The sequence below is a fragment of the Gemmatimonadota bacterium genome (assembly GCA_016714015.1).
Lineage (GTDB): Bacteria > Gemmatimonadota > Gemmatimonadetes > Gemmatimonadales > Gemmatimonadaceae > Pseudogemmatithrix.
The window spans coordinates 84,186-109,410 of sequence record JADJNZ010000007.1; the positions used below are offsets into that span (position 1 = coordinate 84,186).

A 25,225-nucleotide genomic window follows, 5' to 3' on the forward strand; every position below is an offset into this window, starting at 1 on the left:
GCACTCAGCGCGCGGTCACGAATCGCAGGTCGGCCCGCACGTGGTCGACCTCCGCCTCGAATCGGAGTACGGTCCGCGGAGAGCGCCGCGCGCCGGCGCGTGCCTGGAGCAGGAATCGGCGTTCGCGCGGCAATCCGCAGAGCGCGTAGAAACCGTCGCCTTCGGCGGTCGTCTCGATGGTGCGCTCGCGCCAGGTGATGCCGTCGCCCGCGTCGATCCGGAATCCCTCCTGCCAGGTCGCGGACACCCGCGCGCCGGCCGCTGTGCTCGCGTCCGGTTCGAGCACGAGGCCCACGAGGGTGCTCCGTGGCTCAGGGGCACTGGGGAAGTTCGGGATCGGCGCCGCGGCGATCGAGCAGGCGGCGCGCATCAGGAATGACGCGGTGCGGAGCGCCTCGACGTCCTCGCCACCGATAGCTTCCGGCTCGGCGCCCGCGGAGCGGTAGAGCACGCGCTCAGGTCGGCCGATCGACAGGACGCGGCCACCGGCGCGCTGGACGGCGTCGAGTCGTACAAGATCGCTCGACCCTGTCCCGCCGATCGCCGAGACGCGCGCCTGCCGTTCGATCCGCAGACGCGGCATCCGGATCTCCCATCGGTCCTCGAACCAGAGGCCGCCGGGCAACTGCGCGAACTCGATCGAGCCGCCGAGGCCGGCGTCGTCCAGCCCGGCCGGAAGGCCGACGTATCCGAAGTCGAGGCGCTCGAGCGCGTAGCTCGCGCGATCGAGCCAGAGGGTGCCGCGGATGCGCACGCGACCGCGAGCGGTCCCGACCGGCTGGAAGGCGATCCCGATGCGGGTGGGGTGCGCGGTGTCGGCGGCCGCGAGGCGCAGGCAGTGCGCGGCGGCGAACTGTTCGGAGAGCAGGACGTTGGCGTCCGGCGCGAAGTACACCGTGCCATCGGGCTCCTCGATCGCGTAGCCGAGTGCCGCGAGTTGGGCCGGTGGCGCGCTGCGGAAGGGACGCGCCGCGAAGCCGTCGGCGACCGCGCGCACGGGGGCCACGCGGATGGTGCCGTCCGGCTCCGTCACGGACTGTTCGAGGAGGATGCGCGCCGACGGCCTTCCCTCGGGCGGCGAGAGGAGCGCGGCGAGCAACGCCTTGCGCGCCTCGTCGAAGAGGGTGGCGACCGCCTCGCCGGCGCGCTCGCCGACCGCGCACCGAGCGGAGGCGCGGCTGGTGATGGCAGCGAGCTGCACCGCCCGGTCGCCCAGCGTGAGCTCGAGGCGGCGGCGTTCCCCGTCCACGAGGGTATAGGTGCCGAAGTCGGTCGGGCGATAGCCGATGCGGAGCGCACGGAGGCGGAAGGTCCCCGGGATGAGCCGGAGCGCGAATCCGCCGTTCTCGCCGGAGATGGCGCGCGCGACGGGGGCGTTCCCGCCCGGCCGCGACGCTTCGAGGACGATGCCGGGCGCCGGAGTGCTGCCGTCCGAGAGGCGGATGGTGCCGAGGAGTTCCTGCGCCGCGACCGCGCCGGGCAGGGCGAGGAGCGCCGCGGCGAGGCGGGCGCGGCGGGAGGCGGAGAGGGGCATCGGGACCTCGACCGTGGGGTGTGGTAGGAGGGCTTTACAGACCCCCCGATGGCGTCTAACTTACCGTGCTACAACGGAATCGGCATTTCAACGCACTGCGCTGCGCAGGCAAGGATTTCAGGGATGGCGTTCGTAAAGTCGGCGGCGATCGATTCGCATCGCCAGCATGGGACCGATACCGGGTCCACCACGGTGCAGGTCGCGGTCCTCACTGAGCGTATCAACTACCTCACGGAGCACTTCCGCGCCCACCACAAGGACCACCATGGCCGTCGTGGCCTCCTCAAGATGGTCGGTCAGCGGAAGCGCCTCCTGAAGTACCTGCAGCGGTCGAACATCGAGGCGTACCGCAAGATCATCGCCGACCTCGGCCTGCGCTACTAAGCGCCCCCACCCACACGAGCGCGCGACCGCACTGACGCGGATCGCGCGCTTCGTGCACAGTCCAGAGACAACACAGCATGATGCATCGCATTGAGCGGACCTTCGCCGGCCGCCCCCTCATCATCGAGACCGGGCGCATGGCCAAGCAGGCCGCCGGGTCCGCGCTCGTCACCTACGGGGAGACCGTCCTCCTCGCCGCCGTCACCGTGAGCGAGAAGAAGAGCCCGCTGCCCTTCTTCCCGCTCACCGTCGAGTACAAGGAGAAGATGTACGCCTCGGGCAAGATCCCGGGCGGCTTCATCAAGCGCGAGGGGCGTCCGCGCGATGAGGAGATCCTCTCCTGCCGGATCATCGACCGCTCGATCCGTCCGCTCTTCCCGGAAGGCTTCCAGAACGAGGTGCAGGTCGTCATCTACGTCCTCTCCGCCGACCAGGAGAACGACCACGACGTCCTCGGCCTCATCGCGACGTCGTTCGCGCTGAGCGCGAGCAAGATCCCGTGGGCGGGCCCGATCGCCGGCGTGCGCGTCGGCCGCGTCGAGGGGAAGTGGCTGCTCAACCCGACGTTCCAGGCGCTCGAGTTCTCGGACATGGACATGATCGTCGCCGGCTCGGCCGACTCGATCATGATGGTCGAGGGCGGTGCGCTCGAGGTCTCCGAGGCGGACATCGTCGAGGGGCTCAAGATCGCCCAGAAGGGGATCGGCGAGATCGTCGCGATGCAGGAGGAGCTCCTCAAGAAGGCCGGCGTCGCCGAGAAGATGGCGTGGACGGCCACGGAGATCCCGGCCGACGTCAAGAAGACGGTGACCAAGGCCGCCGAGAAGCGCATCGAGGCCGCGATCAACCAGAAGGACAAGGCGACGCGCATCCAGGCGGTCGAGAAGGTGAAGGAAGAGGTGAAGGCCGAGATGGCGACGGTGCTCGATCCGGCGCACCACGGCCTCGTCGGCATGATCGTCGGCGACCTCGAGTACAACGCGCTCCGCGCGCAGGTGCTCGACACCGGCCTCCGCGTCGACGGCCGCAAGCCGAACGTCGTCCGCGACATCTCGATCGACGCGTCGGTGCTCCCGCGCGCGCACGGGTCGGCGCTCTTCACGCGCGGCCAGACGCAGGCGCTCGTCGTCGCGACCCTCGGCACCGCCAATGACGTCCAGCGCATGGACAACATCGACGACGCGAAGGAGACGACGAAGTCGTTCATGCTGCACTACAACTTCCCGCCGTTCTCGACGGGCGAGGCCAAGCCGATGCGCGGCACCGGCCGTCGCGAGATCGGGCACGGGGCGCTCGCCGAGCGCGCGATCCAGGCGGTGCTGCCGGCGTTCGAGCAGTTCCCGTACACGATCCGCATCGTGAGCGAGATCCTCGAGTCCAACGGCAGCTCCTCGATGGCGTCGATCTGCGGCGGCTCGCTCGCCTGCTTCGACGCGGGCATCCCGCTCAAGGCCCCGGTCGCCGGCGTGGCGATGGGTCTCATCAAGGAAGGCAAGAAGTACGCGATCCTCACCGACATCCTCGGCACCGAGGACCACCTCGGCGACATGGACTTCAAGGTCGCCGGCACGGAGCAGGGGATCACGTCCATCCAGATGGACATCAAGATCCAGGGGCTCGACCTCAAGATCATGATCGAGGCGCTCGCGCAGGCGCGCGAAGGCCGCCTGCACATCCTCGGCGAGATGAACAAGGCGCTCCCGACCGTGCGCCCGGACCTCTCGAAGTACGCGCCGCGCATCGTGACGATGATGATCAACCCCGAGAAGATCGGCGACCTCATCGGCCCGAAGGGCAAGACGATCCGCGGCATCCAGGACGAGACCGGCGCCGAGCTCTCGGTGGACGATTCGGGTCTGGTCACCATCGCCGCCGTCGGCGGCGAGGCGATGGAGCGCGCGCGCCAGATGGTGCAGGCGATCACGGCCGAGCCGGTGGTGGGCGAGACCTACCAGGGCACGGTCAAGTCGGTGACGGCGTTCGGCGCCTTCATCGAGATCATGCCCGGCACCGAGGCCCTCCTCCACGTCTCCGAGATGCGCCACACGCGCGTCGAGAAGCCGGAGGACGTGGTCAAGAAGGGTGAGCAGGTCACCGTGAAGCTCATCGACCGCGATGAGCGTGGCCGTCTGCGTCTCTCGATGAAGGCGCTGCTCCCGAAGCCCGAGGGAATGCCCGACGCCCCGGCCGGCAGCGAGGGTGGTGAAGGTGGCGGCTCGGGCGAGGAGCGCCCGCGCAGCGACCGTCCCCGTGGCGGGGATCGTGACCGTCGCGGCGGCCGCGACCGCCGCTAAGCGCATGACCGAAGGTTCCGGTGTCACCGCCGCCTCCAGCGAGCGCGGCGTGCAACGGACCCTCCTCTCGAACGGACTGACCGTACTCTCGGAATACATGCCGGGAGTACGGTCGGTGTCGTTGGGGGCCTGGGTCCGCTCGGCGTCGCTGCACGAGGCGCGCGAGCAGATGGGGGTCTCGCACCTCCTCGAGCACATGGTGTTCAAGGGGTCCGAGTCGCGGTCGGCGAAGGAGCTGGCGCTCGCGCTCGAGTCGCTCGGGGGCTCACTCGACGCCTACACGGGGCGTGAGCACACCTCCTTCCAGGCACGGGTGCTCGACGAGCACCTGCCGCAGGCGGCGGACGTGCTCTTCGACCTGATGTTCCGGCCCGCCCTTCGCCAGGCGGATCTCGACCTCGAGCGCGGGGTCGTGCTCGAGGAGATCTCCATGGTGGAGGACACGCCGGACGACATCGTCTTCGAGATCCACAACGCGGCCCTCTGGGGCGACCATCCGTTCGGGTACTCGATCCTCGGCACGCCCGAGACGGTGGAAGGCCTGGAGCTGGCCGACCTGCGCTCCCTCCATGACCGGGCGTACCGGGCGGGGAACGTGGTGGTGGCCGCGTCGGGGAACGTCCGGCACGAGCAGCTGCTCGCAGTGCTGGCCCAGGCCGGGTGGGACGCGCTGCCGGCGGGCACCGGCGCGACCCCGCGGGTGCCCGCAGCGCGCGCGGCGGCGCCGAGCGACCAAGCGGTGGACCGCGACACCCAGCAGATGCACCTGGTATTCGGCAACGCGATCGTGCCGCACAGCGATCCTCGCCGCCATGCGTTGATGCTGGTGAACTCGCTCTTCGGCGGCGGAATGAGCTCGCGGCTCTTCCAGCGGGTCCGGGAGGAGCTCGGGCTGGCCTACTCGGTGCACTCGTTCCAGAGCTTCCACGTCACCGCGGGGGCGCAGGGGATCTACGTGGGGTGCGCGCCGGAGCGGGCCGAGGAGGCCGCGGCGGCGGTTCGCGCGGAGATGCTCCGACTCACGTCCGAGGGTATCCCGGCGGACGAACTGCAGATGGGGAAGCAGCAGCTCAAGGGGCAGATCACGCTCTCGATGGAGAGCGTCTCGGCCCGGATGTACCGCGCGGCGGCGGTGGAGCTCTACAACGAGCCCTATCGCCCGCTGGACGAGGTCCTCGCGCGGGTAGATTCCGTCACGGCTGGCGAGGTGGCGGCTGCGTGCCGAGATTTCTATTCGGTCGACGCGCAGACTGTGGTACGGTTGGGTCCGGTGTAGTGGCATCCGCGCGCGCCAACTGCTTTCTCAAACTCTCCATCTCCCCAATACCCGCCCGCACATGAAGATCGGAATCCCGAAGGAGATCAAGACGAACGAGAATCGTGTCTCGCTCGTCCCGGCCGGCGCCGAGGCGCTCGTGGCCGCTGGTCATACCGTCTACGTCGAGCAGAGCGCCGGTGAGGGCTCGGGCTTCACGGACGAGCAGTACACGAGCGTCGGCGCGAAGATCCTCCCGACGGCCGACGCCGTCTGGAAGGAAGCCGAGATGATCATCAAGGTGAAGGAGCCGATCGCGGTCGAGTGGCCGCGCATGCGGAAGGGACAGACGATCTTCACCTACTTCCACTTCGCCGCCGACGAGAAGCTCACGAAGGCGCACATGGACTCGGGCGCGACCTGCATCGCGTACGAGACGGTCGAGCTCGCGAACCGGGACCTCCCGCTCCTCATCCCGATGTCGGAAGTGGCGGGCCGGATGGCGGTCCAGGAAGGCGCGAAGTACCTCGAGAAGCTCTACGGCGGCCGCGGCGTGCTGCTCGGCGGCGTCCCGGGCGTGCCGCCGGCCAAGGTCGTGATCCTCGGCGGTGGCATCGTGGGCGTGAACGCGGCGAAGATGGCGGCGGGCCTCGGCGCGAAGGTCATCATCCTCGACACCTCGCTCCCGCGTCTCCGGTACCTGAGCGACGTGATGCCGGCGAACGTGCAGCTGATCTACTCCAACCGCGCCAACATCCTCGAGGCGATCGCCTCGGCGGACCTCGTGGTCGGCGGCGTGCTGCTCCCGGGCGCGAAGGCGCCGAAGCTCATCCGCAAGGAGGACCTCAAGACGATGCGTCCGGGGTCGGTGATCGTGGACGTGGCGATCGACCAGGGCGGCTGCGTGGAGACGATCAAGGCGACGACGCACGAGAACCCGGTCTACACGGTGGACGGGATCATCCACTACGGCGTGGCCAACATGCCGGGCGGGGTGCCGCGCACGTCGACGCTGGCGCTCACGAATGCGACGCTGCCGTACGCGCTCAAGCTGGCCAACAAGGGCTGGAAGCAGGCGCTGCGCGAGGATCCGGCGCTGGTGAAGGGGCTGAACGTCGTGGACGGGAAGATCACATACCAGGGCGTGGCCGAGGCGTTCGGGATGGAGTACCATGCGGCGGAGCAGTTCCTGAAGTAGATGGGCGATGGGTGATGGCGGAGTGGGGCAGCTCGACCTCGGTCGGGCTGCCCCACTTTCGTTCGGTGGCCGGTGCGCACAGTACGGTCCGCGATGGTAGGTTGGGGAACAGGCGGATGCGGAGGGAGCCATGCGGCGGATCCGAGGGGAGAGGCGGCAGCTGGTCGCGGGTGCGGTCCTGCTGCTCGCTGCGGCGAGCGGTCGGCCGGTGCAGGGGTCGCTTGAAGGGCACGTTCGTGACGCAGAAGGGCGCGGACTCACCGGCGCGTCGGTGGAAGCCCTCGGCGGCGGCCCTCGCGTCGAGACTGACGCGAGCGGACGATTCCGGCTCCTCCGTCCGGCAATTCCGCGGTTGTTGGTTCGGCGCATCGGATTCGCGCCAGAGACACTCCACGTCGCGTCACTCCCCGACACAGGCATCCGCGTGGTGCTGCGTCGGCTCGGACGTGCGCTCGACCCCGTCGTGGTCGTTGGGCATCGGAACCTGATCGGCCCGCTGGCCGCCTTCTATCGGCGCCGCGCGAGCGGGAACGGGCGTTTCCTCACCGAAGACCAGATCGCGCGCCGCAATGCGCGGCGGATGTCGGACCTGCTGCGCGGCATCCCGGGGTTCCGGGTCGATCAGCGACGGACCGGGATGAGCGCCCTGCGGGTCCGCGGCTCGGTGGCGGGCCCGGCGGTCTGGCTCGACGGCGTGCCGATGAGCGCCCGCGACGTCGATCTGGACGGCATCGACCCGCGGACGCTCGCCGCGATGGAGGTCTACAGCGGGTCTGCGACCGTGCCCATCGAATTCTCCGGGGCGACCGGCGGTGCGGGGACGATCGTGCTGTGGACGCGGCAGGGGGAGGCGCTGCCACGCCGCCGGCGCGCGGGGGATGCGACCGCCGGAGAGGAACTCGCCGCGCTCCTCGAGCGCGAGACGGTCTGGCCTGCGGACAGCGTGGAGGCGCGGACCGAGCCGCTCGGCACCACGCCGTTGCAGCCGATCTTCCCCGATTCTCTCCTCTCGGCCGGGATCGGCGGCGCGGTCGAGGTGGAATTCGTGGTCGACTCCACCGGTCAGGTGCGCCGCGAGACCTTCGGCGTGGTCTGGAGTACGCATCCGGCCTTCAGCGAGGCGGTCCGTCGGGCGGTGGAGGCGCGACGGTTCGTGCCCGCCCGCCGACACGGGCGAGCCGTTTCGCAACTGGTTCAACTGCCCTTCCGCTTCGTCCCCGATCGAGATTGAGCGCCGAAACGCAAAGACTGACAACAGCTTGTCTCGCGGGGTGACGGCGGGGTAACTTCCCCCGTCCCCCCGTTGCGCCCTGGCGCCCTCAGCCGTCCTTGAAGTCCCGACGAGCGAGAACCCGAACATCATGCGTTGGCCGTTCTTCAAGAAAGGTGGGTTCCTCCCCGCGAACGCCATTGCGGTGGATCTCGGAACGGCGAACACGCTCGTGTACGTCAAGGGCGAAGGCATCGTGCTCAACGAGCCTTCGGTCGTCGCGATCGATCGCGACACGAAGGCGATCAAGGGAGTCGGCCTCGAGGCGAAGCGCATGCTCGGCCGCACGCCCGACGGCGTGATCGCGGTGCGACCGATGAAGGACGGCGTGATCGCCGACTTCGACGTGACCGAGAAGATGCTGCGCTACTTCCTCAACCTCGTGATCCGGAAGGGGTTCTTCCCGATCAAGCCGCGCGTGATCGTCTGCGTGCCATCGGGGATCACCGAGGTGGAGCGCCGCGCGGTGCGCGACTCGGCGCTCGGCGCCGGCGCGAAGGATGTGTTCATGGTGGCCGAGCCGATGGCGGCCGCGATCGGCGTGGGGCTGCCGGTGGAGACGCCGACGGGCAACATGGTGATCGACATCGGCGGCGGGACGACGGAGATCGCGGTGATCGCGCTCTCGGGCATCGTCTCGGATACGTCGATCCGCACCGGCGGCGACGAGCTCGACGCGGCGATCGTGCAGTTCATGCGCAAGAGCTACAACCTGCTGATCGGCGAGCCGACGGCGGAGCTCATCAAGATCCAGATCGGATCGGCGGCGCCGCTCGGCGAAGAACGCGAGATGGAGGTCAAGGGACGTGACCTCGTCTCGGGGATCCCGAAGACGGTGCGCGTGCACTCGGCCGAGATCCGCGAGGCCATCCAGGAGCCGATCCAGCAGATCGTGAACGCGGTGCGCCGCGCGCTGGAGATCACGCCGCCCGAACTCGCGTCGGACATCGTCGATCGCGGGATCGTGATGACCGGCGGCGGCGCGCTCATCCGCGGCCTCGACATCCTGCTCACGCAGGAGACCGGGCTGCCGATCCACGTCGATGAGGATCCCCTGACCTGCGTGGTGCGCGGGACGGGGCGGATCCTCGATGACGAGGATAAGTATTGGTCGGTGCTGACCACCTGACCGGGCGCTGACGGTGCCGCGCGGTTCCCGCACGGATTCGCGAACGGACCTGCTGATCGCGGCGGCCTGCGTGCTCGCGTCGCTCTCCCTGCTCATCCTGCCGGATGGCCCGCGCGATCGCACCGCGGGCGCGATCCGTGGCACCGTCGTCGCCCCGCTCGCGGCGATGCAGCAGCGCGCCGCGCTCGCGCGCCGATCCTTCGTCTCGCACGACTCCGTCGTCGCGATCGCCGACAGCGTGCTGCGCCGCTCGCAGCGGCTCGACGAACTCGAGGCGGAGAACGGGCGGCTGCGCGGCATCCTCGGGCTCGGGCGGGCGTTGCGCTGGGGGTTCGTGCCGGCGGAAGCGCTCGTGGGTCGCGGACTCGGCGATGACCACACGCTCGTGCTCTCGGCCGGTGAGCGGGCCGGGGTCGAGCGTCTCGCCGCCGTGGTGAGCGCGGATGGCCTGGTCGGCATGGTGCAGCACGTCGATGCCCGGACCAGTGTCGCGATCACCTGGCCCCATCCGGAGTTCCGCGTCAGCGCGACCTCCGCGGACGGCTCGGCGTTCGGGATCGTCTCCGCGCATGCGGGCGACGGCGCCGAGGGGTTCCTGCTCGAGCTGCGCGGCGTCCCCTTCCGCCAGAAGCTGGCGGTGGGCACGCTCGTGGTCAGCTCGGGGCTCGGCGGCGTCTACCCGCGCGGGATCCCGATCGGCACGGTGATGGACGAGCTCGGGCCCGAGGGTGGGTGGGAGCGAACGTACCTGCTGAAGCCGGCGGTGCGCCCGGCCGACGTGACCTCGGTGCTGGTGCTGCGCCCCGACCGGGGCGGTGAGGGCGTGGAGAGCGTCTGGACGCCGTCGCGCGACAGCCTTGCGGTACGGCGGCCATGAACTCCTCGCGCTCGCTCGTCGTGGCGGTCCTCGTGCTCGCGCTCGTCGCGCTGCATTACACGCTGCGGCCGATGCTCGACCTGCGGGCCAACGTGGACTTCCTCGTGATCGCGGTGCTGGTGGTCGCGGTCCGCGTGCGTCCCGGGGCGGCCGCGCTCGTCGGCTTCCTGATCGGCGTCATCGCCGACGCGCTCACGCCCGAGGCGTTCGGCGCGGGCGCCCTCGCGATGACACTGGTCGGCTTCGCGGCCTCGGAGCTCAAGGCGACCTTCTTCGCCGACAACGTCCTCCTGAACGCGGTCTTCGTCTTCGTCGGCAAGGTCGCGGTGGATGTCGTCTTCCTCCTCGCGGAGGGTCGGCTCGGCGGACTCGCCCTCGTGTCGCAGCTCCTGCTGTGGACCCCGCTCGCCGCGCTCGTCACCGCCGTGGTGGGCCTCGCGGTGATGGCGCTGGTGCGCCCCTCGCTCGAGCGGCGACGCGCATGAGCTTCCACCCCAACGACGTCCAGTATCGGGCGCGCGTCGCGTCCGGACTCGTCTTCACCGGGCTCCTGTTGCTGCTCGGGGCGTTCTTCCGCACGCAGGTGCTGCAGAACGCCCGGTACGTGCTGGCCTCGGAGGAGAACCGACTGCGCGAGATCCCGCTGCCGGCACCGCGCGGGATCATCTACGACCGCACGGGCAAGATCATCGCCGAGAACCTGCCGGGATACTCGATCTCGCTGCTGGCCCGGAACGAGGACTCGCTGCGCACGACGATGCGGCGGATCGGCGAGCTCTCGCCGGTCACGCCAGAGCAGGTGGGCGCCGCCATCCGGCGCTACCGCCGTGACCGTTCGCGCCCGACCGTGCTCTTCGGCGACGCGCCGTTCGCGCTCGTGTCGATGCTCGAGGAGCGTCGTGTGGAGTTCCCGGGTCTGCTCATCCAGTCGGCGCCCAAGCGCTACTACCCGGATGGCCCCGCGGTGTCCGCGCTGGTCGGGTACACGGGCGAGATCAGCGACGCCGAGCTCGGGCAGGACCAGTACGCCGACTACAAGGCGGGGCAGCAGGTCGGCAAGGACGGGATCGAGAAGCAGTACGAGTCGCGCCTGCGTGGGCGTGAGGGGATGCGCTTCGTGGAGGTCGACGCCCGTGGACGGGTGGTGCGCGAGGACGCGCGCGAGGACCTGCGGCCCGAGGCGCCGACGCCGCTCTACACGAACATCGACCTCGACCTGCAGCGCTTCGTCGCGGGGATCTTCGGGGATTCGCTCATCGGGGCGGTGGTGGCGATGGAGCCGCGCTCGGGCGAGGTGCTCGCCCTGCACTCCGCACCGACCTTCGACCCCAACCGCTTCATCGGCGGGATCCCGTTCAGCTATTGGCAGGAGCTGCAAGAGGACCCGCGTCGGCCGCTCTACAACAAGGCGATCAAGGGGACCTATCCGCCCGGCTCGATCTGGAAGCTGCAGACGGCGATCATCGCGATGGAGGCGGGACTGGTCGACATGGACGACCACATGTCGGTGCCGTGCACCGGCGCGTACCAGTACGGCAACCGACCGTTCGGCTGCTGGGACAAGAAGGGCCACGGCGACGTGACACTCGCCGAGGCGATCGAACATTCGTGCGATGTCTACTTCTACCAACTGGGCCTCAAGATCGGGCTCAATCGGCTGATCGCGGGCGGCATCCGGCTCGGGTCGCGCGAACGGACCGGGATCGACCTCCCGGCGGAGAACCGGCCGCTCTTCCCGACCGACCCGCCGAAGAAGTACTACGACGAGCGTTTCGGTCCGCGGGGGTGGAGCAACGCGGTGACGCTCAACCTCTCGATCGGGCAGGGCGAGAATTCGCAGACCGTGGTGAACATGGCGCGCTTCTACACGGCGCTCGCGACCGATGGGCAGGCGGCGCGGCCGGAGATCGTGCGCGGGCGCGCCGAGCGGACGCGGTTGTTCTCCCTGAATGACGTGCAGTTGGCCGGCATCCAAGGCGCGCTCGCGAACGTGGTGGGGCGCGGCACGGCGGCGGGATCGCGCTTGCAGGGGATCGCGGTGGCGGGGAAGACGGGCACGGCGCAGAACGCGCAGGACGCGAACGCGGACCATGCCTGGTTCGTCGGCTACGCGCCCGCCGAGGAACCGAAGATCGTGGTGGCGGTGATGCTCGAGTTCGGCCTGCACGGGTCGCGTGCGGCGCGCATCGCGACGCGGATCATGGAGCATCACCTGAAGCAGAAGGTGGTCGCGATGCCGCTGGTGGACGGCTGATGCGCGCGCAGCGGATCCCCGCCGACTGGCCGCTGCCGGTGCTGGCGTTCCTGCTCACCTCGTTCGGGATCGCGATGGTGTACTCGGCGGGGCAGACTGACGTGCCGACGTTCGTGGAGGGGCTCTGGCGGACGCAGGCGGTCTGGTTCCTCCTCGGCCTGGGCGTCGCGTACGCGATCTCACGGACGTCGGTGCGCCTGCTCGAGTGGGGATCGGTCTGGGCGTACCTGGGCGCATGCCTGATGCTCCTGGTGCTGGTCTTCGTCGGGACGGGCGCGGGGACCGCGGCGAGCAGCAAGAGCTGGCTGGCGATCGGCGGTGTGCGGCTGGGTCAGCCGTCGGAGCTGGCGAAGATCGCCGTGGTGCTGATGCTGGCGCGCGTGCTGAGCGCGCAGCGCACGGCCCCGACGTCCCTGTTCGGCCTCTGGCGTCCCGCGGTGATCACGCTGGTGCCGTGGGTGCTGATCATGGCGCAGCCCGATCTGGGGACGGGGCTGGTCTTCATCGGCGTGTTCTTCGCGATGCTGTTCTGGAGCGGCGTCTCGTGGCCGTTGCTGCTGATGGTCGCGAGCCCGGGCATCAGTCTCGTGCTGGCGTTCGGCCCCGGTGTCTGGGGCGCCTGGTTCTTCGCGTTGCTCGCGCTGCTCTGGTGGCGGCGCCCGTCGGCGCTCGAGAGCACGATGGTGGTCGCGGCGAACGTCCTGATGGGCGTGGTCGCGCCGTTGCTGTGGGCGAAGATGAATCCGTACCAGCAGAACCGCCTGCTCGTGTTCCTCGATCCGTCGGCCGATCCGCGGGCTTCGGGCTACCACGTGCTCCAGTCGCAGGTGGCCATCGGGTCGGGCGGCTTCTTCGGGAAGGGCTTCACGCTCGGCTCGCAGAAGCGGCTCGCATTCCTGCCTGAGCAGTACACCGACTTCATCTTCCCGGTGGTCGGCGAGGAGCTGGGGTTCCTGGGCGTGCTGCTGGCGCTGGGACTCTTCACGGTGCTGCTACTGCGGACCGTGCGCATCGCGGCGCGGTCGAGCACGCCATTCGCGTCGCTCGTCGCGTTCGGGCTGACGGCCGCCTGGTTCACGCACATCATCGTGAACGTCGGCATGACGGTGGGGTTGATGCCCATCACGGGCATCCCGCTGCCGTTCTTCAGCTATGGCGGGTCGTTCATGCTCGCGTGCTGGATGTCGGTGGGGATCCTGGTCCTCATCTCCTCCGAAGGGCGCGGCAAGGCCGACGGTCTCGTCATCTAGGGCGGCCTCGGCGGCCGCGATGGCTTGCTCCCCACCGCGGGGCCGACCACTTTTCCCTCCATGGCCTGGTTCCGCAAAGAGAAGAAGCCCCGTCCCCCCCGGGCGGCACGTCTCGAGATCCCTCCCGACGTCTGGGAGAAGTGCGAGGCGTGCGGGCATACCGACATCCGCGAGAAGTTCCTGCGGAACTCGAACGTCTGTCCGGCGTGCGACCACCATCGGCGCATCCGGGCGCATGAGTACGCCACGATCCTGCTCGACGACGGGTCGATCGACGAGAAGGACGTCGAGCTCTCGTCGGTGGACCCGCTCGAGTTCCCCGAGTACGCCAATCGCCTGAAGAAGGCGCTCAAGAACGCCGGGGAGCACGACGCGATCCTGACCGTCTCGGGCCTGATGGACCAGATGCCCGTGAACCTCGGCATCATGGACTTCGCGTTCATGGGCGGGTCGATGGGCTCGGTGGTCGGCGAGAAGATCGCGCGCCTCGGCCAGCGCTCGCTCGAGAAGAAGTGGCCGCTCATCATCATCTCGTCGTCCGGCGGCGCGCGCATGCAGGAGGGCGTGCTCTCGCTCATGCAGATGGCGAAGACGTCGGCGATGCTCTCGCAACTCGCCGAACGCCGGATCCCGTACGTCTCGATCCTCACCAACCCGACCACCGGCGGCGTGAGCGCGAGCTACGCCATGCTCGGCGACGCGATCCTGGCCGAGCCCGGCGCGGTGATCGGCTTCGCCGGCCCGCGCGTGATCAAGCAGACGTTGGGCCAGGACCTGCCCGAGGGCTTCCAGACGGCGGAGTTCCTGCTCACGCACGGCATGGTCGACCAGGTGGTGCATCGGCATCAGCTGAAGCGCACGGTGGGCCAGCTCCTGCGGCACATGAGCGGCAAGCCGGCGGCGACGGGGTGGGCGAGCTCCTGACCGGTCGCAGCTACCGCGAAGCACTCGACTTCCTGTTCGCGCGCACCACGGGACAATGGAAGCTGGGCCTGGAGCGCATCGAGGCCTTCCTCGCGGCGCTGGGCGATCCGCACCGGCGCATCCGGACGCTCCACGTCGCGGGGACCAACGGGAAGGGCAGCGTCTGCGCCTCCCTGGAGGCGGTCCTGCGCGCGCGAGGCCTCAAGGTCGCGAAGTACACGTCGCCGCACCTCGTCGACTTCCGGGAGCGGTTCCTCATCGACGGGCGCGCCGTGAGCGAGGCGCAGATCACGGGGTTCCTGGACGAGTGGACGCCGACCGTCGAGCGGCTCGGGGCGACCTTCTTCGAGGCGACGACGGCGATGGCCTTCCACCTCTTCGCGGAGGCGGAGGTGGACGTCGCGGTGATCGAGACCGGCCTCGGCGGGCGACTCGACGCGACCAACGCGCAGACCCCGCTGGTCGCCGGGGTGACGGGGATCGCCCTCGACCACGTGGAGTGGTTGGGGACGACGCGGGAGCAGATCGCCCCGGAGAAGGCGGGGATCTACAAGCCCGGCGTGCCCGCGGTGGTGGGGGAGCGCGACCTGTCGATCCGGACGATCCTGGCCGCCGAGGCGGCGCGGCGTGGGGCGACGCCCATCCGAGTGGTCGCCGAGGAGGGGACCGCTCGCGAGGTCCGGGTGAGCGCCGCCGGGACGACCTTCGTGTGGGAGCCGGGGCCGGGAGGGAGCGCCCTCGGCGGCCCGCTGGAGGTCACAACGGCCCTTCCGGGGCGCCACCAGGCCTCGAACGCCTTGGTGGCGCTCACCATGCTCGACGCCATCCCCGGGCCGCTCCGGGTCCGGCCCGAGGAGGCGATCCCGGCGCTGGCGCAGGTCTCCCTCCCGGGGCGGTTCTCCCGTCATGGGGACTGGATCTTCGACGTCGCGCACAACCCCGACGGGGCTGGAGTGAGCGCAGAGACGCTCCGCGCCGTAGGCCCGAAGGGACCGGTCGTCGCGCTGGTGAGTGTGCTGGGCGACAAGGACTGGCGCGGGATGCTCCAGGCGCTCGGCGGGGCGGTGGACCACTTCGTCCTTACCAACACGCCGACCGCCCCGGCGAGCCGGGCCTGGGTCGCGAGCGAGGCCCTCGCGTTCGCGCGCGCGAGCGGGTACTCGGCCGAGTTGGAGCCTGATTTCGACGCCGCGCTCGCGCTGGCGCCCACCCGGGGCGCGACCGTGCTGGTGACCGGCTCGTTCCACACGGTCGGCGATGCGATGTCACGGTTGGCGGTGAGTCCGACGCCCGGGTAAATTGCCCGGATGAGTAGCACGTCGTCCCTGCCGGGGTTCCGCGATTTCTATCCTGACGAGCTGGCCCGCCGCGCGCACATCTTCCGCGCCTGGCGGGCCGTAGCGCGCAAGTACGCGTTCGTCGAGTACGACGGGCCGCCGCTGGAGCCGCTGGAGCTCTACACCAAGAAGAGCGGCGACGAGATCGTCGGACAGCTCTACAACTTCGTCGACAAGGGCGGGCGCGAGGTGGCGCTGCGGCCGGAGATGACGCCGACCTTCGCGCGGATGGTCGGCGCGCGGGCCAACGCGCTGCGCAAACCGGTGAAGTGGTTCTCGGTGCCGCAGCTCTTCCGGTACGAGCGGGCGCAGCGGGGACGGTTGCGCGAGCACTACCAGCTGAACGTCGACATCGTGGGCGAGTCGAGCGAACTCGCGGATGCGGAGCTGCTCGCGGTCGCGATCGACATCATGCGGGAGCTGGGGCTCACGAGCGCGGATGTCCGGGCGCGGGTGAGTGACCGGCGGCTGCTCAACGGCATCCTGCTCACCCTCGGGGTGACGGAGTCGCAGGTCCCCGCGGTCTACGGCGTCGTCGACAAGATCGCGCGCCAGCCGCGGGAGGTCTCGGCGCAGAAGCTCGCCGACGCCGGTCTCGCGCCGGCGCTCGTCGAGCGCGTGCTCGCCCTGGCGAGCGGCACGACCTTCGAGCAGGTGAAGGCCGAGTTCGGGGCGGCGCCGGCGGCGCTGGAGCACGTCGAGCGCTTCGCGCGGTACCGGGAGCACCTGGCCGGCCTCGGCGTGGGCGACTGGGTCGATCTCGACCTCTCGATCGTGCGCGGGCTCGCGTACTACACGGGGATCGTCTTCGAACTGTTCGACGCCAAGGGCGAGCTCCGCGCCATCTGCGGCGGCGGTCGCTACGACACCCTCCTCAAGGCGCTCGGCGGCACCGATCTCCCCGCGCTCGGCTTCGGCATGGGCGACGTGGTGCTCGGCGAGTTGCTCCAGGACCGCGGACTCTTCCCGGCCGTGAGCGAGGATGCCGTGGACCTCCAGCTCGTCGCCGGGAACGGGGCCGCGACGGCCGGGTTCGCGAGCGCGCTCGCGCTCGTGACCACGCTCCGCGGGGCCGGCTTCAGCGTCGCGCACGGGCTCAACGCCGAGCGCTACATGAGCCAGGCGACCCGCAACCAGGTGGACGGGGCCAAGAAGGCCGGCGTGACCGCCGCGATCTACTTCGACGAGCACGGCCGCACCGAGGCGCTGAGCCTCCTCGGGTCGATGAAGGGCGCCGCGACGCACGCGATGGACACCGGCGCCGCCCTCGCGGGCGATGCCGCGACGATGCAGGGACTCCGGGATTGGCTGCACCAGCAGCGCACGAACGCACGCACCTCCAGCGGGACCAATGGCTGACGACAAGAAGCTGACGACACGCGCCGAGGACTTCAGCGCGTGGTACAACGAACTCGTGCTCCGCGCCGAGCTGGCCGACTACTCGCCCGTGAAGGGGTCGATGGTCATCCGGCCCAATGGCTACGGCATCTGGGAACGGATGCAGCGCGCCCTCGACGACATGTTCAAGGAGACGGGACATGTCAACGCGTACTTCCCGCTCTTCATCCCGCAGAGCTTCCTGCAGAAGGAGGCGCAGCACGTCGAGGGCTTCGCGCCCGAGACGGCGGTCGTCACGCATGGCGGCGGCAAGGAGCTCGAGGAGCCCCTCGTCGTCCGGCCGACGTCGGAGACGATCATCTATCACATGTTCGCGAAGTGGACGCAGAGCTATCGCGACCTGCCCATCCTGATGAACCAGTGGGCGAACGTCGTCCGGTGGGAGATGCGCACGCGGCTCTTCCTCCGCACGCTCGAGTTCCTCTGGCAGGAGGGGCACACCGCGCACGCCACGCATGACGAGGCGGAGGCGGAGACGCGCAAGATGCTCGGCGTCTATCGGGCGTTCATGGAGGGGTGGATCGCGATGCCGGTGATCACCGGCCAGAAGACCGAGAGCGAGAAGTTCGCCGGCGCGCTGCGCACGTACTCGTGCGAGGCGATGATGCAGGACAACAAGGCGCTGCAGGCGGGCACTTCGCACAACCTCGGGCAGAACTTCGCCAAGGCGTTCGACCTCAAGTTCCAGGACGTGAACGGCGAGATCGCGTTCGCGTGGAACACGTCGTGGGGCGTGTCGACGCGCATGGTCGGCGGCCTCGTGATGACGCACTCGGATGACAACGGGCTCGTCACGCCGCCGAAGCTCGCGCCGATTGAGGTCGTGATCATCCCGATCTACAAGACCGACGAGGAGCGGGCGCGGGTCGTCGAGGCGGCACACCGGACGAAGGCCGAGCTGACCGCGTGGACCGGCCGTGGCGCGAGCGACAAGCTCCGCGTGACCGTCGACGACCGCGACGGCATCAAGCCGGGCGCCAAGTACTACGAGTGGGAGCTCCGCGGCGTCCCCCTCCGCCTCGAGATCGGCCCCAAGGACCTCGAGAAGGGGAGCGTCTTCTCCGCCCGCCGCGACATCAAGGCCAAGGCGGCCCTTCCGATGGCGGGGCTGCCCGAGGCGGTCGCGAAATTGCTCGAGACGATCCAGTCCGACCTGCTGGCGGCCGCCAAGGCGCGTCGCGAGGCGAACTCTCATCGCAACGTCACCTCGTACGCGCAGCTCAAGGAGATCATGGAGGGGCCGGGCGGCTTCGTGTACGCCGGGTGGAACGGCGATCCCGCCGTCGAGGCCAAAGTGAAGGAAGAGACGAAGGCGACCATTCGTTGCATCCCCGATCCCGAGTTCCGCTCCGCGGACGCGCCCACGACCTGCCTCATCACCGGGGAGCCGGCGAAGCACGAGGTGATCTGGGCGAAGGCCTACTGATGCAGGGCTTCGCCGTCCGTGACGGCGCGTTGCACGCCGAGGGCGTCCCGCTCGCCCGCCTCGCGCGCGAGGTCGGCACGCCGACGTACATCTACTCGGCGGGGGTCCTCCGCGACCGCTACGCGAAGCTCGACGCGGCGCTGGCGGGCGCGCCGCATCGGATCCACTACTCGTGCAAGGCGAATGGCAACCGCGGCATCCTCGAGGTCCTGCACGCGGCAGGGAGCGGCATCGACGTCGTCTCCGGAGGCGAGCTCTTCAAGGCACTGCGCGCGGGGTTCGCGCCCGAGGACATCCTCTTCGGCGGGGTGGGGAAGCAGGAACACGAACTGCGCGAGGCGCTCAGCGCGGGCGTGAAGCTCATCAACGTCGAGTCGCTGGCCGAGCTGCGCCTCGTCTCCAAGCTCGCGGACGAACTGGGCACGGTGGCGAACATCGGGTTGCGCGTGAATCCCGAGGTCAGCATCCAGAACGCCCATCGCTACATCGCGACCGGGGCCAAGGGGCACAAGTTCGGGATCCCGATCGATGAAGTGGAAGCGGTGGGGCGGATCGCCCTCGGACTGCCGAACGTCTCGCTGCGCGCGCTCGACATGCATGTCGGGTCGCAGCTCGAGGCGTTCGACGCGTACGAGGAGGGCACCGCGCGGCTGGTGGAGGTGTCGATCGCGTTGCGGAAGTCCGGCGCCGACCTGCGGTACCTCGATGCCGGCGGCGGGCTGCCGGTGCCGTACGACGGCGAGGACGAGCCGGACCTGACGGCGTACGCGCGCATCGTCATCGCCGCGGCGAACACCCTTGGGCTCGAGTTGCTCGTCGAGCCGGGGCGCTACTTCGCCGCCGCCTCCGGCGTGCTCGTGACGCGCGTGCTCTACCGCAAGGAGACCGGCGACAAGACGTACCTGATCTGCGATTCGGGGATGACCGAGCTGCTGCGCCCGTCGCACTACGACGCGTTCCATCGGATCGACGCGGTGGTGCCGCGCGAGGAGCGCCTCGTCGCCGACGTCGTGGGCCCGGTGTGCGAGAGCGGGGACTTCCTCGCCCTCGACCGGGAGATGGAGGCCGTGGAGCCGGGCGATCTTCTGGCGGTGCGCACCGCCGGGGCCTACGGTTACGTGATGAGCTCGACGTACAACGCCCGGCCGCGCGTGGCCGAGGTGCTGGTGGATGGGGCGCGCTGGGCGGTGGTGACGGCGCGCGAGACCTACGAGGACCTCGTGCGGCTCGAGGTCCCTGCTCCCCTCTGGAGGGATGCCTGATGCGAGTCGGACTGCTGTCGGATGCCCATGACCGGGTGCCGGCGACGGATGCGTTGCTGCGCGAGATGCTCAAGCGCGACGTCAACTTCGTGTTGCACGCGGGTGACTACTGCTCGCCGTTCTCGCTCAAGCCGTTCCAGGACCACAACGTCGCGATGGCCGGGGTCTTCGGCCGGAACGACGGCGACCCCGAGGGGTTGCGTGCCTTCGCCGAGCAGGGGATGGGCCAGGAGCTCTTCGAGTCGCCGCACAGCATCAAGCTCGGGGAGCACAAGGTGCTCATCGTGCACGACATCGGCGACGTGGTCGAGCGCTCGGTGCTCGCGCACTCGATCGTGATCCACGGGCATACGCACCTGCAGGAGATGAAGACGCGCGGCGACACGCTCATCGTGAACCCGGGCGAGGCCTGCGGGTGGCTCTTCGGCGCGCCGTCGGCGGCCATCATCGACCTCGACACCAAGGACGTCGAGTTCATCAAGCTCGACGCAGCGGAGTGGACGAAGTGAGTCACGACGGTTCGCGCATCCTGATCCTCGATTGCGGGTCGCAGTTCACGCAGCTCATCGCGCGCCGCGTGCGCGAGGCGCGCGTCTTCTCGGAGATCCATCCGCCCACCCGCTCGCTCGAGTGGATCCGCGACTGGAAGCCGACGGCGATCATCCTCTCGGGTGGGCCGAGCTCGGTGACCGACGAGGGCGCGCCGAGCTTCGACCCGGCCATCCTCGACGTCGCGCCGGTGCTCGGCGTCTGCTACGGGATGCAGTGGATCGCGCTGAACGCCGGCGGTGAGGTGAAGGGCGGCGGGCGCCGCGAGTACGGGCGCGCCGAGATGCGGGTGAAGGAGAACACCGGGCTCTTCGCGGGCTTCGACGCCGGCGAGACGTCGCAGGTATGGATGAGCCACGGCGATCACGTCGAGAACGTGCCGCCCGGATACGTGCTGACGGCGTCGAGCGAAGGGAATCCCGTCGTCGGCTTCCGCCACGCGACCAAGCCCATCCACGCGATCCAGTTCCACGCCGAGGTCGCGCACACCGTGCGCGGCGCGGAGATCATCCAGAACTTCCTGTTCGGGGTGGCGGGGTGCAAGGCGGACTGGACGCCGGGGCACTTCATCGAGCTCGAGGTCGCGCGGATCCGCGAGCTGGTGGGCGACGCGCAGGTGATCTGCGGGCTCTCCGGGGGCGTGGACTCGTCCGTCGCGGCCGCCCTCGTGCACAAGGCGATCGGCGACCAGCTCACCTGCATCTTCGTCGACACCGGCCTCCTCCGCCTCCACGAGCGAGAGCAGGTGGAGCGCACGATGGGCCAGCACCTCGGCATCCGGCTCATCACCGTGCGGGCCGAGGACCGCTTCCTGGGCGCGCTGGGCGGGCTGGATGACCCCGAGATGAAGCGCAAGGCGATCGGGCACACCTTCATCGACGTCTTCGAGGATGCCGCGGCAGCGGCGGGGAAGGACGCGAGGTTCCTGGTGCAGGGCACGCTCTATCCCGACGTCATCGAGTCGGTGAGCGCGAAGGGCGGGCCGAGCGCGACGATCAAGACGCACCACAACGTGGGCGGGCTCAAGCCGGACATGAAGTTCAAGCTCATCGAGCCGCTGCGCGAACTGTTCAAGGACGAGGTGCGCAACGTCGGGCGTGAGTTGGGGCTCCCCGAGGAGATGGTCGGGCGACATCCGTTCCCGGGACCGGGGCTCGCGATCCGCGTCCTCGGCGCGGTCGATCCGGTGAACGTCGAGACGCTGCGCCGGGCCGACGCGATCTACCTCGAGGAGATCCGCGCCGCCGGCCTCTACAACGAGATCTGGCAGGCGTTCGCAGTGTTCCTCCCCGTGCGCTCGGTGGGCGTCATGGGCGACGGGCGCACCTACGAGCACGTGATCGCGCTGCGCGCCGTCACGAGCACCGACGGCATGACGGCGGACTGGTTCGCGTTCCCGTACGATGTGCTCGCGCGCATCTCCAACCGGATCATCCGGGAAGTGAAGGGGATCAATCGCGTGGTATACGACATCAGCTCCAAGCCGCCCGCCACCATCGAGTGGGAGTAGGCCCCGGCCAATGAGCGACCTCGCGCGGCTGCGGCCCACGGCGGCCGAGCTGCGCGAGATGGCGCAGCTCGCCGCGCCGATCGTGCTCGTCAACGTCGGCATGCAGCTGATGGGCGTCGTCGACTCGCTCATGCTCGGCCGCGTCTCGGCCGCCGACCTCGCCGCGGGCGCGCTCGGGAACTTCTACTTCTTCGCGACGGCGATCCTCGGCATCGGCGTCCTCATGGCGCTCGACCCGGTGATCGCGCAAGGGGTCGGCGCGAAGGACGATGTCGCGATCGCGCGCGGCGTGCAGCGCGGGCTGCTGCTCACGGCGCTCGTCGCGGTCGCGGTGAGCGGCTCGTTCCTGCTCGCCGGGCCGGTGCTCCGTGCGCTCCGGCAGCCCGCGGACGTCACGCCGCTCGCGGTGGACTACGTCCTCTGGAGCATCCCGGGGATGCTCCCGTTCTTCGCCTTCAACATGATGCGACAGGTGCTGCAGGCGTTCTCCACGGTGCGGCCGGTGGTCCTCGCCGTGGTGGTGGCCAATGCGGCGAACGTCGCGCTCAACTGGGTGCTCGTGTACGGCCACCTGGGATTCGCGCCACGCGGCGTCGTCGGCTCGGCGATGGCGACCGCGATCTCCCGCTGGCTCATGGCGTTCGCGTTGCTCGCGTGGGCGTGGCCCCTGCTGCGTCCGCATGTGCGCCCCTGGCACCGGGAGAGTTGGGAACTTGCGCCGCTCGGGCGGATGCTCGGACTCGGCGTCCCGATCGGCCTGCAGTTCTTCGCCGAGGTGAACGCGTTCGGGCTGGTCACGGTCATGGCCGGGTGGATGGGCACGGCGACGCTGGCGGGGCACGAGATCGCGCTCAATCTCGCGTCCATGACGTTCATGGTGCCGATGGGCGTCGCCGGTGCCGCCGCGGTGATGGTGGGGCACGCGATCGGGGCGGGGGACATCGCCGAGTCGCGGCGCGATGCGGTCGCGGCCCTCGCCGTCGGCGTCGGGTTCATGGCGTGCATGGCGGTGGTCTTCTGGCTCGTGCCCCAGGTGCTCGCCGACGCCTACACGACCGATGCGGCGACCCGGAGCGTCGCGATCACGCTGATCCCCATCGCCGCCGTATTCCAGGTGTTCGATGGCACGCAGGTGATCTGCGCGTCGATCCTGCGGGGGGCGGGCGACACGCGAGTGGCGATGATCCTGCACGCGCTGAGCTTCTGGGCGGTGGGGATCCCGCTCGGGGCGCTCGTCGCGTTCCGGTTCGATGGTGGAGCGGCGGGGCTCTGGTGGGGGCTCACGGCCGGGCTCGCGGCGGCGGCGGTGCTGCAGTTGGCGCGCGTGCGGTGGAAGCTGAGTGGGGAGATCGCACGCGTGCGGATCGATCGGCCACCGGGGTCGTCGCACTGAACGTCAGTGCGTGCGCTCGACCCAACGGTAGGTGAGGCCGACGCGCTGGACGAGGCCAAGCGTACGAAGCGTGGACAGTCCAGTCGGCGTTCGCTGTTCGCTGTATCGGAACATCAGTCCGGCCTCGGCCATCACGCCGAGCCGGCCGCGGAGGCGGGCCTGGCCTCCGAGCGTCACGCTCGCTTCCTGGGTCCACTGCGGGTGCTCCGCGTCCTCCTGCTGATAGGCGAGGCCGTAGCGCGCCGCCGCGAAGATCCATCCGCGATCGGTCGCCCCGACGCGGCGCAGGACGCTCAGTCCGGCGCCGCCGTCCTCCCGACTGTTCTCGTCATTGTAGTCCGACACATGTAGCGCGAAGTCCGGTCTGAGCAGCCAGCGCTCAGAGAACGGAAGGAGGATGCCGCCAAAGCTACCGAAGCCGCCCACGACCCATGATGGGCGCTCGCCTTGCTTCGGTATCGCCTCTTCCGAGCCCTGCGTCGCGGCCCAGGCGCTCGCTGCGGGGCGCGGCTTGTAGACGGCGATGCCGATTCGCGACAGCAGCTCGACGTTCCTCGTCCAGTCGCCGTCCCCCGGGTTCAATTCAGGGCCGTAAGCGAAGCCCGCGCCGGCCTCGCCGAAGACCGAGAGCCAATCGCTCAGTCGACCGTGTGCACCCGCCGTGACCGTGATCGCGTGACTGTAAGTCGGACGGTCCCAGTGATACCACTTGTCGTACCCGATCGCATAGCGGGCCGAGAGATAGCTCCAGCCTTCCTCCGTGGGCTGCGATCGCCTGATCACGCTGAGTCCGGCGAGCAGGTAGGTCCGCCCGTTCGGCTCGCCGCTGCGGAAGCTGGTCGTCGTGAAGTCGGGCCGGAGCATCCACCGCTCGCTGAGCGGCAGGAGAAGTCCGAGTCGCCCGGCGCTGATCGCCACGATGGCGATGCGCTCGCGGTCGGTCGGCGACTCCCGTGGATCCTGTGCCAGAGCGTCGCCCGGAAGCAGCAGCGCGATGGCGAGAAGGACTTGCCTCATGAGACTCCCGTCAGCGACGGCGCGTACCCCACTCATAGCTCAATCCCACCCCGTGGACGAAGCCGATGTTCCGACCATCGATCGTCCCGGACGATACCTCGTAGTCCCAGAGTCGGACGAACGGCCCGACCTCCGCGAACGCCCCGAGTCGATCGGTGAGCCGCACCTGCGCGCCGAGCGTCAGGCTGCCGACGTGGGCGATGTCGGGTTCGTTCGAGTAGTACTGATCGTACGTGATGCCGTATCGCAACGCCGTGTACACGGATCCGTGCTCGAAAGGGGCCGAACGGCGTATCACGCTCAGGCCGACGGCGGCGCTCACATCATCGCCGCCGGGGCGGAACGCGCTGCTCTTCACTGCCAGATCGGGCCGCAGCAGCCATCGCTCCGAGAGCGGGATGAGAACGCCGGCACCGCCGAAGCCGCTGAACCGGTCGGAGCCGCTGAAGCCGCCGAAGATCCAAGAGGGCCGCTCATCGTCCGGCGCCGCCGACGCGTCGGCGGTGGGTCGGGTGTCCGTCCGGTTCTCGGGACGGCGAAGGGTGAGGCCGATTCGGGTGGACAGTCCCCCCTGGATGATGATGCGCGTCCCGCCGCCGATGGCCCGGTTGTCCTGATGATAGTTGATCCAGGGCCCCACCTCGCCGAACGCGCCTAGCCAATCAATGACCTGTCCGTGACCACCGATCGCGAGGGTGACCTCGTGGATGATGTAGGGTTCCTCGAAGAGCGACCCCGAGACATTGCCGTAGCTGTAGCGCATCAAGCCATAGGCCCAGCCGCGCGCGGATGCCGCGCCACGCCGGATCAGGCTGACGCCGTACTCGTGGAAGAGGTAGTCTCGCGGCTCGTCAGTGTGGAATGAGTTCCCCGTGAGGTCGGGGCGCACCATCCATCGATCCCCGAGCGCGATCAGGAGCCCGAGTCGTTCTGGCGAGAAGTACACGAACGAGATCCGTTCGCG

The 25,225-nt window shown here is 69.5% G+C and carries 21 protein-coding genes; 18 read left to right on the forward strand and 3 right to left on the reverse strand.

Annotated features, from left to right (window positions below):
* Positions 1 to 4: 4 nt before the first annotated feature.
* The gene (locus IPJ78_14740; GenBank protein MBK7907798.1) at positions 5 to 1,534 is read right to left on the reverse strand and encodes a carboxypeptidase regulatory-like domain-containing protein; all 1,530 of its coding nucleotides are present in this window, start codon (positions 1,532 to 1,534) and stop codon (positions 5 to 7) included.
* A gap of 123 nt (positions 1,535 to 1,657) precedes the next feature.
* Here IPJ78_14740 and rpsO point away from each other — a divergent pair, with 123 nt between their 5' ends.
* The 18 genes from rpsO to IPJ78_14830 all read left to right on the forward strand — a co-directional run bounded on the left by rpsO (position 1,658) and on the right by IPJ78_14830 (position 23,244).
* Positions 1,658 to 1,918 (forward strand): 30S ribosomal protein S15, encoded by a 261-nt coding sequence (rpsO, locus tag IPJ78_14745; GenBank protein MBK7907799.1) that lies wholly within the window; start codon positions 1,658 to 1,660, stop codon positions 1,916 to 1,918.
* 80 nt (positions 1,919 to 1,998) lie between these two features.
* On the forward strand, positions 1,999 to 4,212 hold the full coding sequence (locus IPJ78_14750; protein ID MBK7907800.1) for a polyribonucleotide nucleotidyltransferase: 2,214 nt from the start codon (positions 1,999 to 2,001) through the stop codon (positions 4,210 to 4,212).
* A 4-nt stretch (positions 4,213 to 4,216) separates the two neighbouring features.
* A complete protein-coding gene (locus IPJ78_14755; protein MBK7907801.1) occupies positions 4,217 to 5,488 on the forward strand; it encodes an insulinase family protein in 1,272 nt (423 codons plus the stop codon).
* Between the two features lie 61 nt (positions 5,489 to 5,549).
* The gene (gene ald / locus IPJ78_14760; protein MBK7907802.1) at positions 5,550 to 6,665 is read left to right on the forward strand and encodes an alanine dehydrogenase; all 1,116 of its coding nucleotides are present in this window, start codon (positions 5,550 to 5,552) and stop codon (positions 6,663 to 6,665) included.
* A 130-nt stretch (positions 6,666 to 6,795) separates the two neighbouring features.
* On the forward strand, positions 6,796 to 7,896 hold the full coding sequence (locus tag IPJ78_14765) for a TonB family protein (protein MBK7907803.1): 1,101 nt from the start codon (positions 6,796 to 6,798) through the stop codon (positions 7,894 to 7,896).
* A 130-nt stretch (positions 7,897 to 8,026) separates the two neighbouring features.
* Entirely contained in the window at positions 8,027 to 9,064 is a 1,038-nt protein-coding gene (locus IPJ78_14770) for a rod shape-determining protein (GenBank protein MBK7907804.1), read from the forward strand.
* Between the two features lie 13 nt (positions 9,065 to 9,077).
* Entirely contained in the window at positions 9,078 to 9,941 is an 864-nt protein-coding gene (locus IPJ78_14775; GenBank protein ID MBK7907805.1) for a rod shape-determining protein MreC, read from the forward strand.
* The gene (mreD, locus tag IPJ78_14780; GenBank protein ID MBK7907806.1) at positions 9,938 to 10,426 is read left to right on the forward strand and encodes a rod shape-determining protein MreD; all 489 of its coding nucleotides are present in this window, start codon (positions 9,938 to 9,940) and stop codon (positions 10,424 to 10,426) included. Before IPJ78_14775 ends, mreD begins: the two co-directional genes overlap by 4 nt.
* Positions 10,423 to 12,195, forward strand: coding sequence for a penicillin-binding protein 2 (gene mrdA / locus IPJ78_14785; protein ID MBK7907807.1), 1,773 nt, complete (start codon positions 10,423 to 10,425; stop codon positions 12,193 to 12,195). Before mreD ends, mrdA begins: the two co-directional genes overlap by 4 nt.
* The gene (rodA, locus tag IPJ78_14790) at positions 12,195 to 13,445 is read left to right on the forward strand and encodes a rod shape-determining protein RodA (protein ID MBK7907808.1); all 1,251 of its coding nucleotides are present in this window, start codon (positions 12,195 to 12,197) and stop codon (positions 13,443 to 13,445) included. Before mrdA ends, rodA begins: the two co-directional genes overlap by 1 nt.
* Positions 13,446 to 13,505: 60 nt before the next feature.
* Entirely contained in the window at positions 13,506 to 14,369 is an 864-nt protein-coding gene (locus IPJ78_14795) for an acetyl-CoA carboxylase carboxyltransferase subunit beta (protein MBK7907809.1), read from the forward strand.
* A complete protein-coding gene (locus tag IPJ78_14800) occupies positions 14,354 to 15,667 on the forward strand; it encodes a bifunctional folylpolyglutamate synthase/dihydrofolate synthase (protein ID MBK7907810.1) in 1,314 nt (437 codons plus the stop codon). Before IPJ78_14795 ends, IPJ78_14800 begins: the two co-directional genes overlap by 16 nt.
* A 9-nt stretch (positions 15,668 to 15,676) precedes the next feature.
* The gene (gene hisS / locus IPJ78_14805; protein ID MBK7907811.1) at positions 15,677 to 17,065 is read left to right on the forward strand and encodes a histidine--tRNA ligase; all 1,389 of its coding nucleotides are present in this window, start codon (positions 15,677 to 15,679) and stop codon (positions 17,063 to 17,065) included.
* Positions 17,058 to 18,530 carry a proline--tRNA ligase gene (locus IPJ78_14810; GenBank protein ID MBK7907812.1) on the forward strand — a complete coding sequence of 491 codons (1,473 nt, stop codon included), beginning with the start codon at positions 17,058 to 17,060 and terminating at the stop codon, positions 18,528 to 18,530. Before hisS ends, IPJ78_14810 begins: the two co-directional genes overlap by 8 nt.
* Positions 18,530 to 19,792 (forward strand): diaminopimelate decarboxylase, encoded by a 1,263-nt coding sequence (gene lysA / locus IPJ78_14815; GenBank protein ID MBK7907813.1) that lies wholly within the window; start codon positions 18,530 to 18,532, stop codon positions 19,790 to 19,792. The genes IPJ78_14810 and lysA overlap by 1 nt, the downstream gene beginning before the upstream one ends.
* Positions 19,792 to 20,301, forward strand: a complete 510-nt coding sequence (locus tag IPJ78_14820; protein MBK7907814.1) for a YfcE family phosphodiesterase — start codon at positions 19,792 to 19,794, stop codon at positions 20,299 to 20,301. The genes lysA and IPJ78_14820 overlap by 1 nt, the downstream gene beginning before the upstream one ends.
* A complete protein-coding gene (gene guaA / locus IPJ78_14825) occupies positions 20,298 to 21,851 on the forward strand; it encodes a glutamine-hydrolyzing GMP synthase (GenBank protein ID MBK7907815.1) in 1,554 nt (517 codons plus the stop codon). Before IPJ78_14820 ends, guaA begins: the two co-directional genes overlap by 4 nt.
* A gap of 10 nt (positions 21,852 to 21,861) precedes the next feature.
* On the forward strand, positions 21,862 to 23,244 hold the full coding sequence (locus IPJ78_14830; GenBank protein ID MBK7907816.1) for an MATE family efflux transporter: 1,383 nt from the start codon (positions 21,862 to 21,864) through the stop codon (positions 23,242 to 23,244).
* Positions 23,245 to 23,247: 3 nt separating this feature from the next.
* Here IPJ78_14830 and IPJ78_14835 read toward each other — a convergent pair whose 3' ends face one another.
* Complete coding sequence (locus tag IPJ78_14835; GenBank protein MBK7907817.1) at positions 23,248 to 24,261, reverse strand: hypothetical protein; 1,014 nt, start codon at positions 24,259 to 24,261, stop codon at positions 23,248 to 23,250.
* Positions 24,262 to 24,271: 10 nt separating this feature from the next.
* Positions 24,272 to 25,207 carry a hypothetical protein gene (locus IPJ78_14840; GenBank protein MBK7907818.1) on the reverse strand — a complete coding sequence of 312 codons (936 nt, stop codon included), beginning with the start codon at positions 25,205 to 25,207 and terminating at the stop codon, positions 24,272 to 24,274.
* Positions 25,208 to 25,225: the final 18 nt, after the last annotated feature.

Excerpts from the sequence above, each read along its gene's own strand:
- IPJ78_14820 (MBK7907814.1), top strand. The coding sequence starts at position 19,792 with ATGCGAGTCGGACTGCTGTCGGATGCCCATGACCGGGTGCCGGCGACG.
- IPJ78_14830 (MBK7907816.1), top strand. The coding sequence starts at position 21,862 with ATGAGCGACCTCGCGCGGCTGCGGCCCACGGCGGCCGAGCTGCGCGAG.
- rodA (MBK7907808.1), top strand. The coding sequence starts at position 12,195 with ATGCGCGCGCAGCGGATCCCCGCCGACTGGCCGCTGCCGGTGCTGGCG.
- lysA (MBK7907813.1), top strand. The coding sequence starts at position 18,530 with ATGCAGGGCTTCGCCGTCCGTGACGGCGCGTTGCACGCCGAGGGCGTC.
- mrdA (MBK7907807.1), top strand. The coding sequence starts at position 10,423 with ATGAGCTTCCACCCCAACGACGTCCAGTATCGGGCGCGCGTCGCGTCC.
- IPJ78_14835 (MBK7907817.1), bottom strand. The coding sequence starts at position 24,261 with ATGAGGCAAGTCCTTCTCGCCATCGCGCTGCTGCTTCCGGGCGACGCT.
- IPJ78_14765 (MBK7907803.1), top strand. The coding sequence starts at position 6,796 with ATGCGGCGGATCCGAGGGGAGAGGCGGCAGCTGGTCGCGGGTGCGGTC.
- IPJ78_14755 (MBK7907801.1), top strand. The coding sequence starts at position 4,217 with ATGACCGAAGGTTCCGGTGTCACCGCCGCCTCCAGCGAGCGCGGCGTG.
- mreD (MBK7907806.1), top strand. The coding sequence starts at position 9,938 with ATGAACTCCTCGCGCTCGCTCGTCGTGGCGGTCCTCGTGCTCGCGCTC.
- IPJ78_14795 (MBK7907809.1), top strand. The coding sequence starts at position 13,506 with ATGGCCTGGTTCCGCAAAGAGAAGAAGCCCCGTCCCCCCCGGGCGGCA.
- IPJ78_14770 (MBK7907804.1), top strand. The coding sequence starts at position 8,027 with ATGCGTTGGCCGTTCTTCAAGAAAGGTGGGTTCCTCCCCGCGAACGCC.
- IPJ78_14810 (MBK7907812.1), top strand. The coding sequence starts at position 17,058 with ATGGCTGACGACAAGAAGCTGACGACACGCGCCGAGGACTTCAGCGCG.
- rpsO (MBK7907799.1), top strand. The coding sequence starts at position 1,658 with ATGGCGTTCGTAAAGTCGGCGGCGATCGATTCGCATCGCCAGCATGGG.
- hisS (MBK7907811.1), top strand. The coding sequence starts at position 15,677 with ATGAGTAGCACGTCGTCCCTGCCGGGGTTCCGCGATTTCTATCCTGAC.
- IPJ78_14740 (MBK7907798.1), bottom strand. The coding sequence starts at position 1,534 with ATGCCCCTCTCCGCCTCCCGCCGCGCCCGCCTCGCCGCGGCGCTCCTC.
- IPJ78_14750 (MBK7907800.1), top strand. The coding sequence starts at position 1,999 with ATGCATCGCATTGAGCGGACCTTCGCCGGCCGCCCCCTCATCATCGAG.
- ald (MBK7907802.1), top strand. The coding sequence starts at position 5,550 with ATGAAGATCGGAATCCCGAAGGAGATCAAGACGAACGAGAATCGTGTC.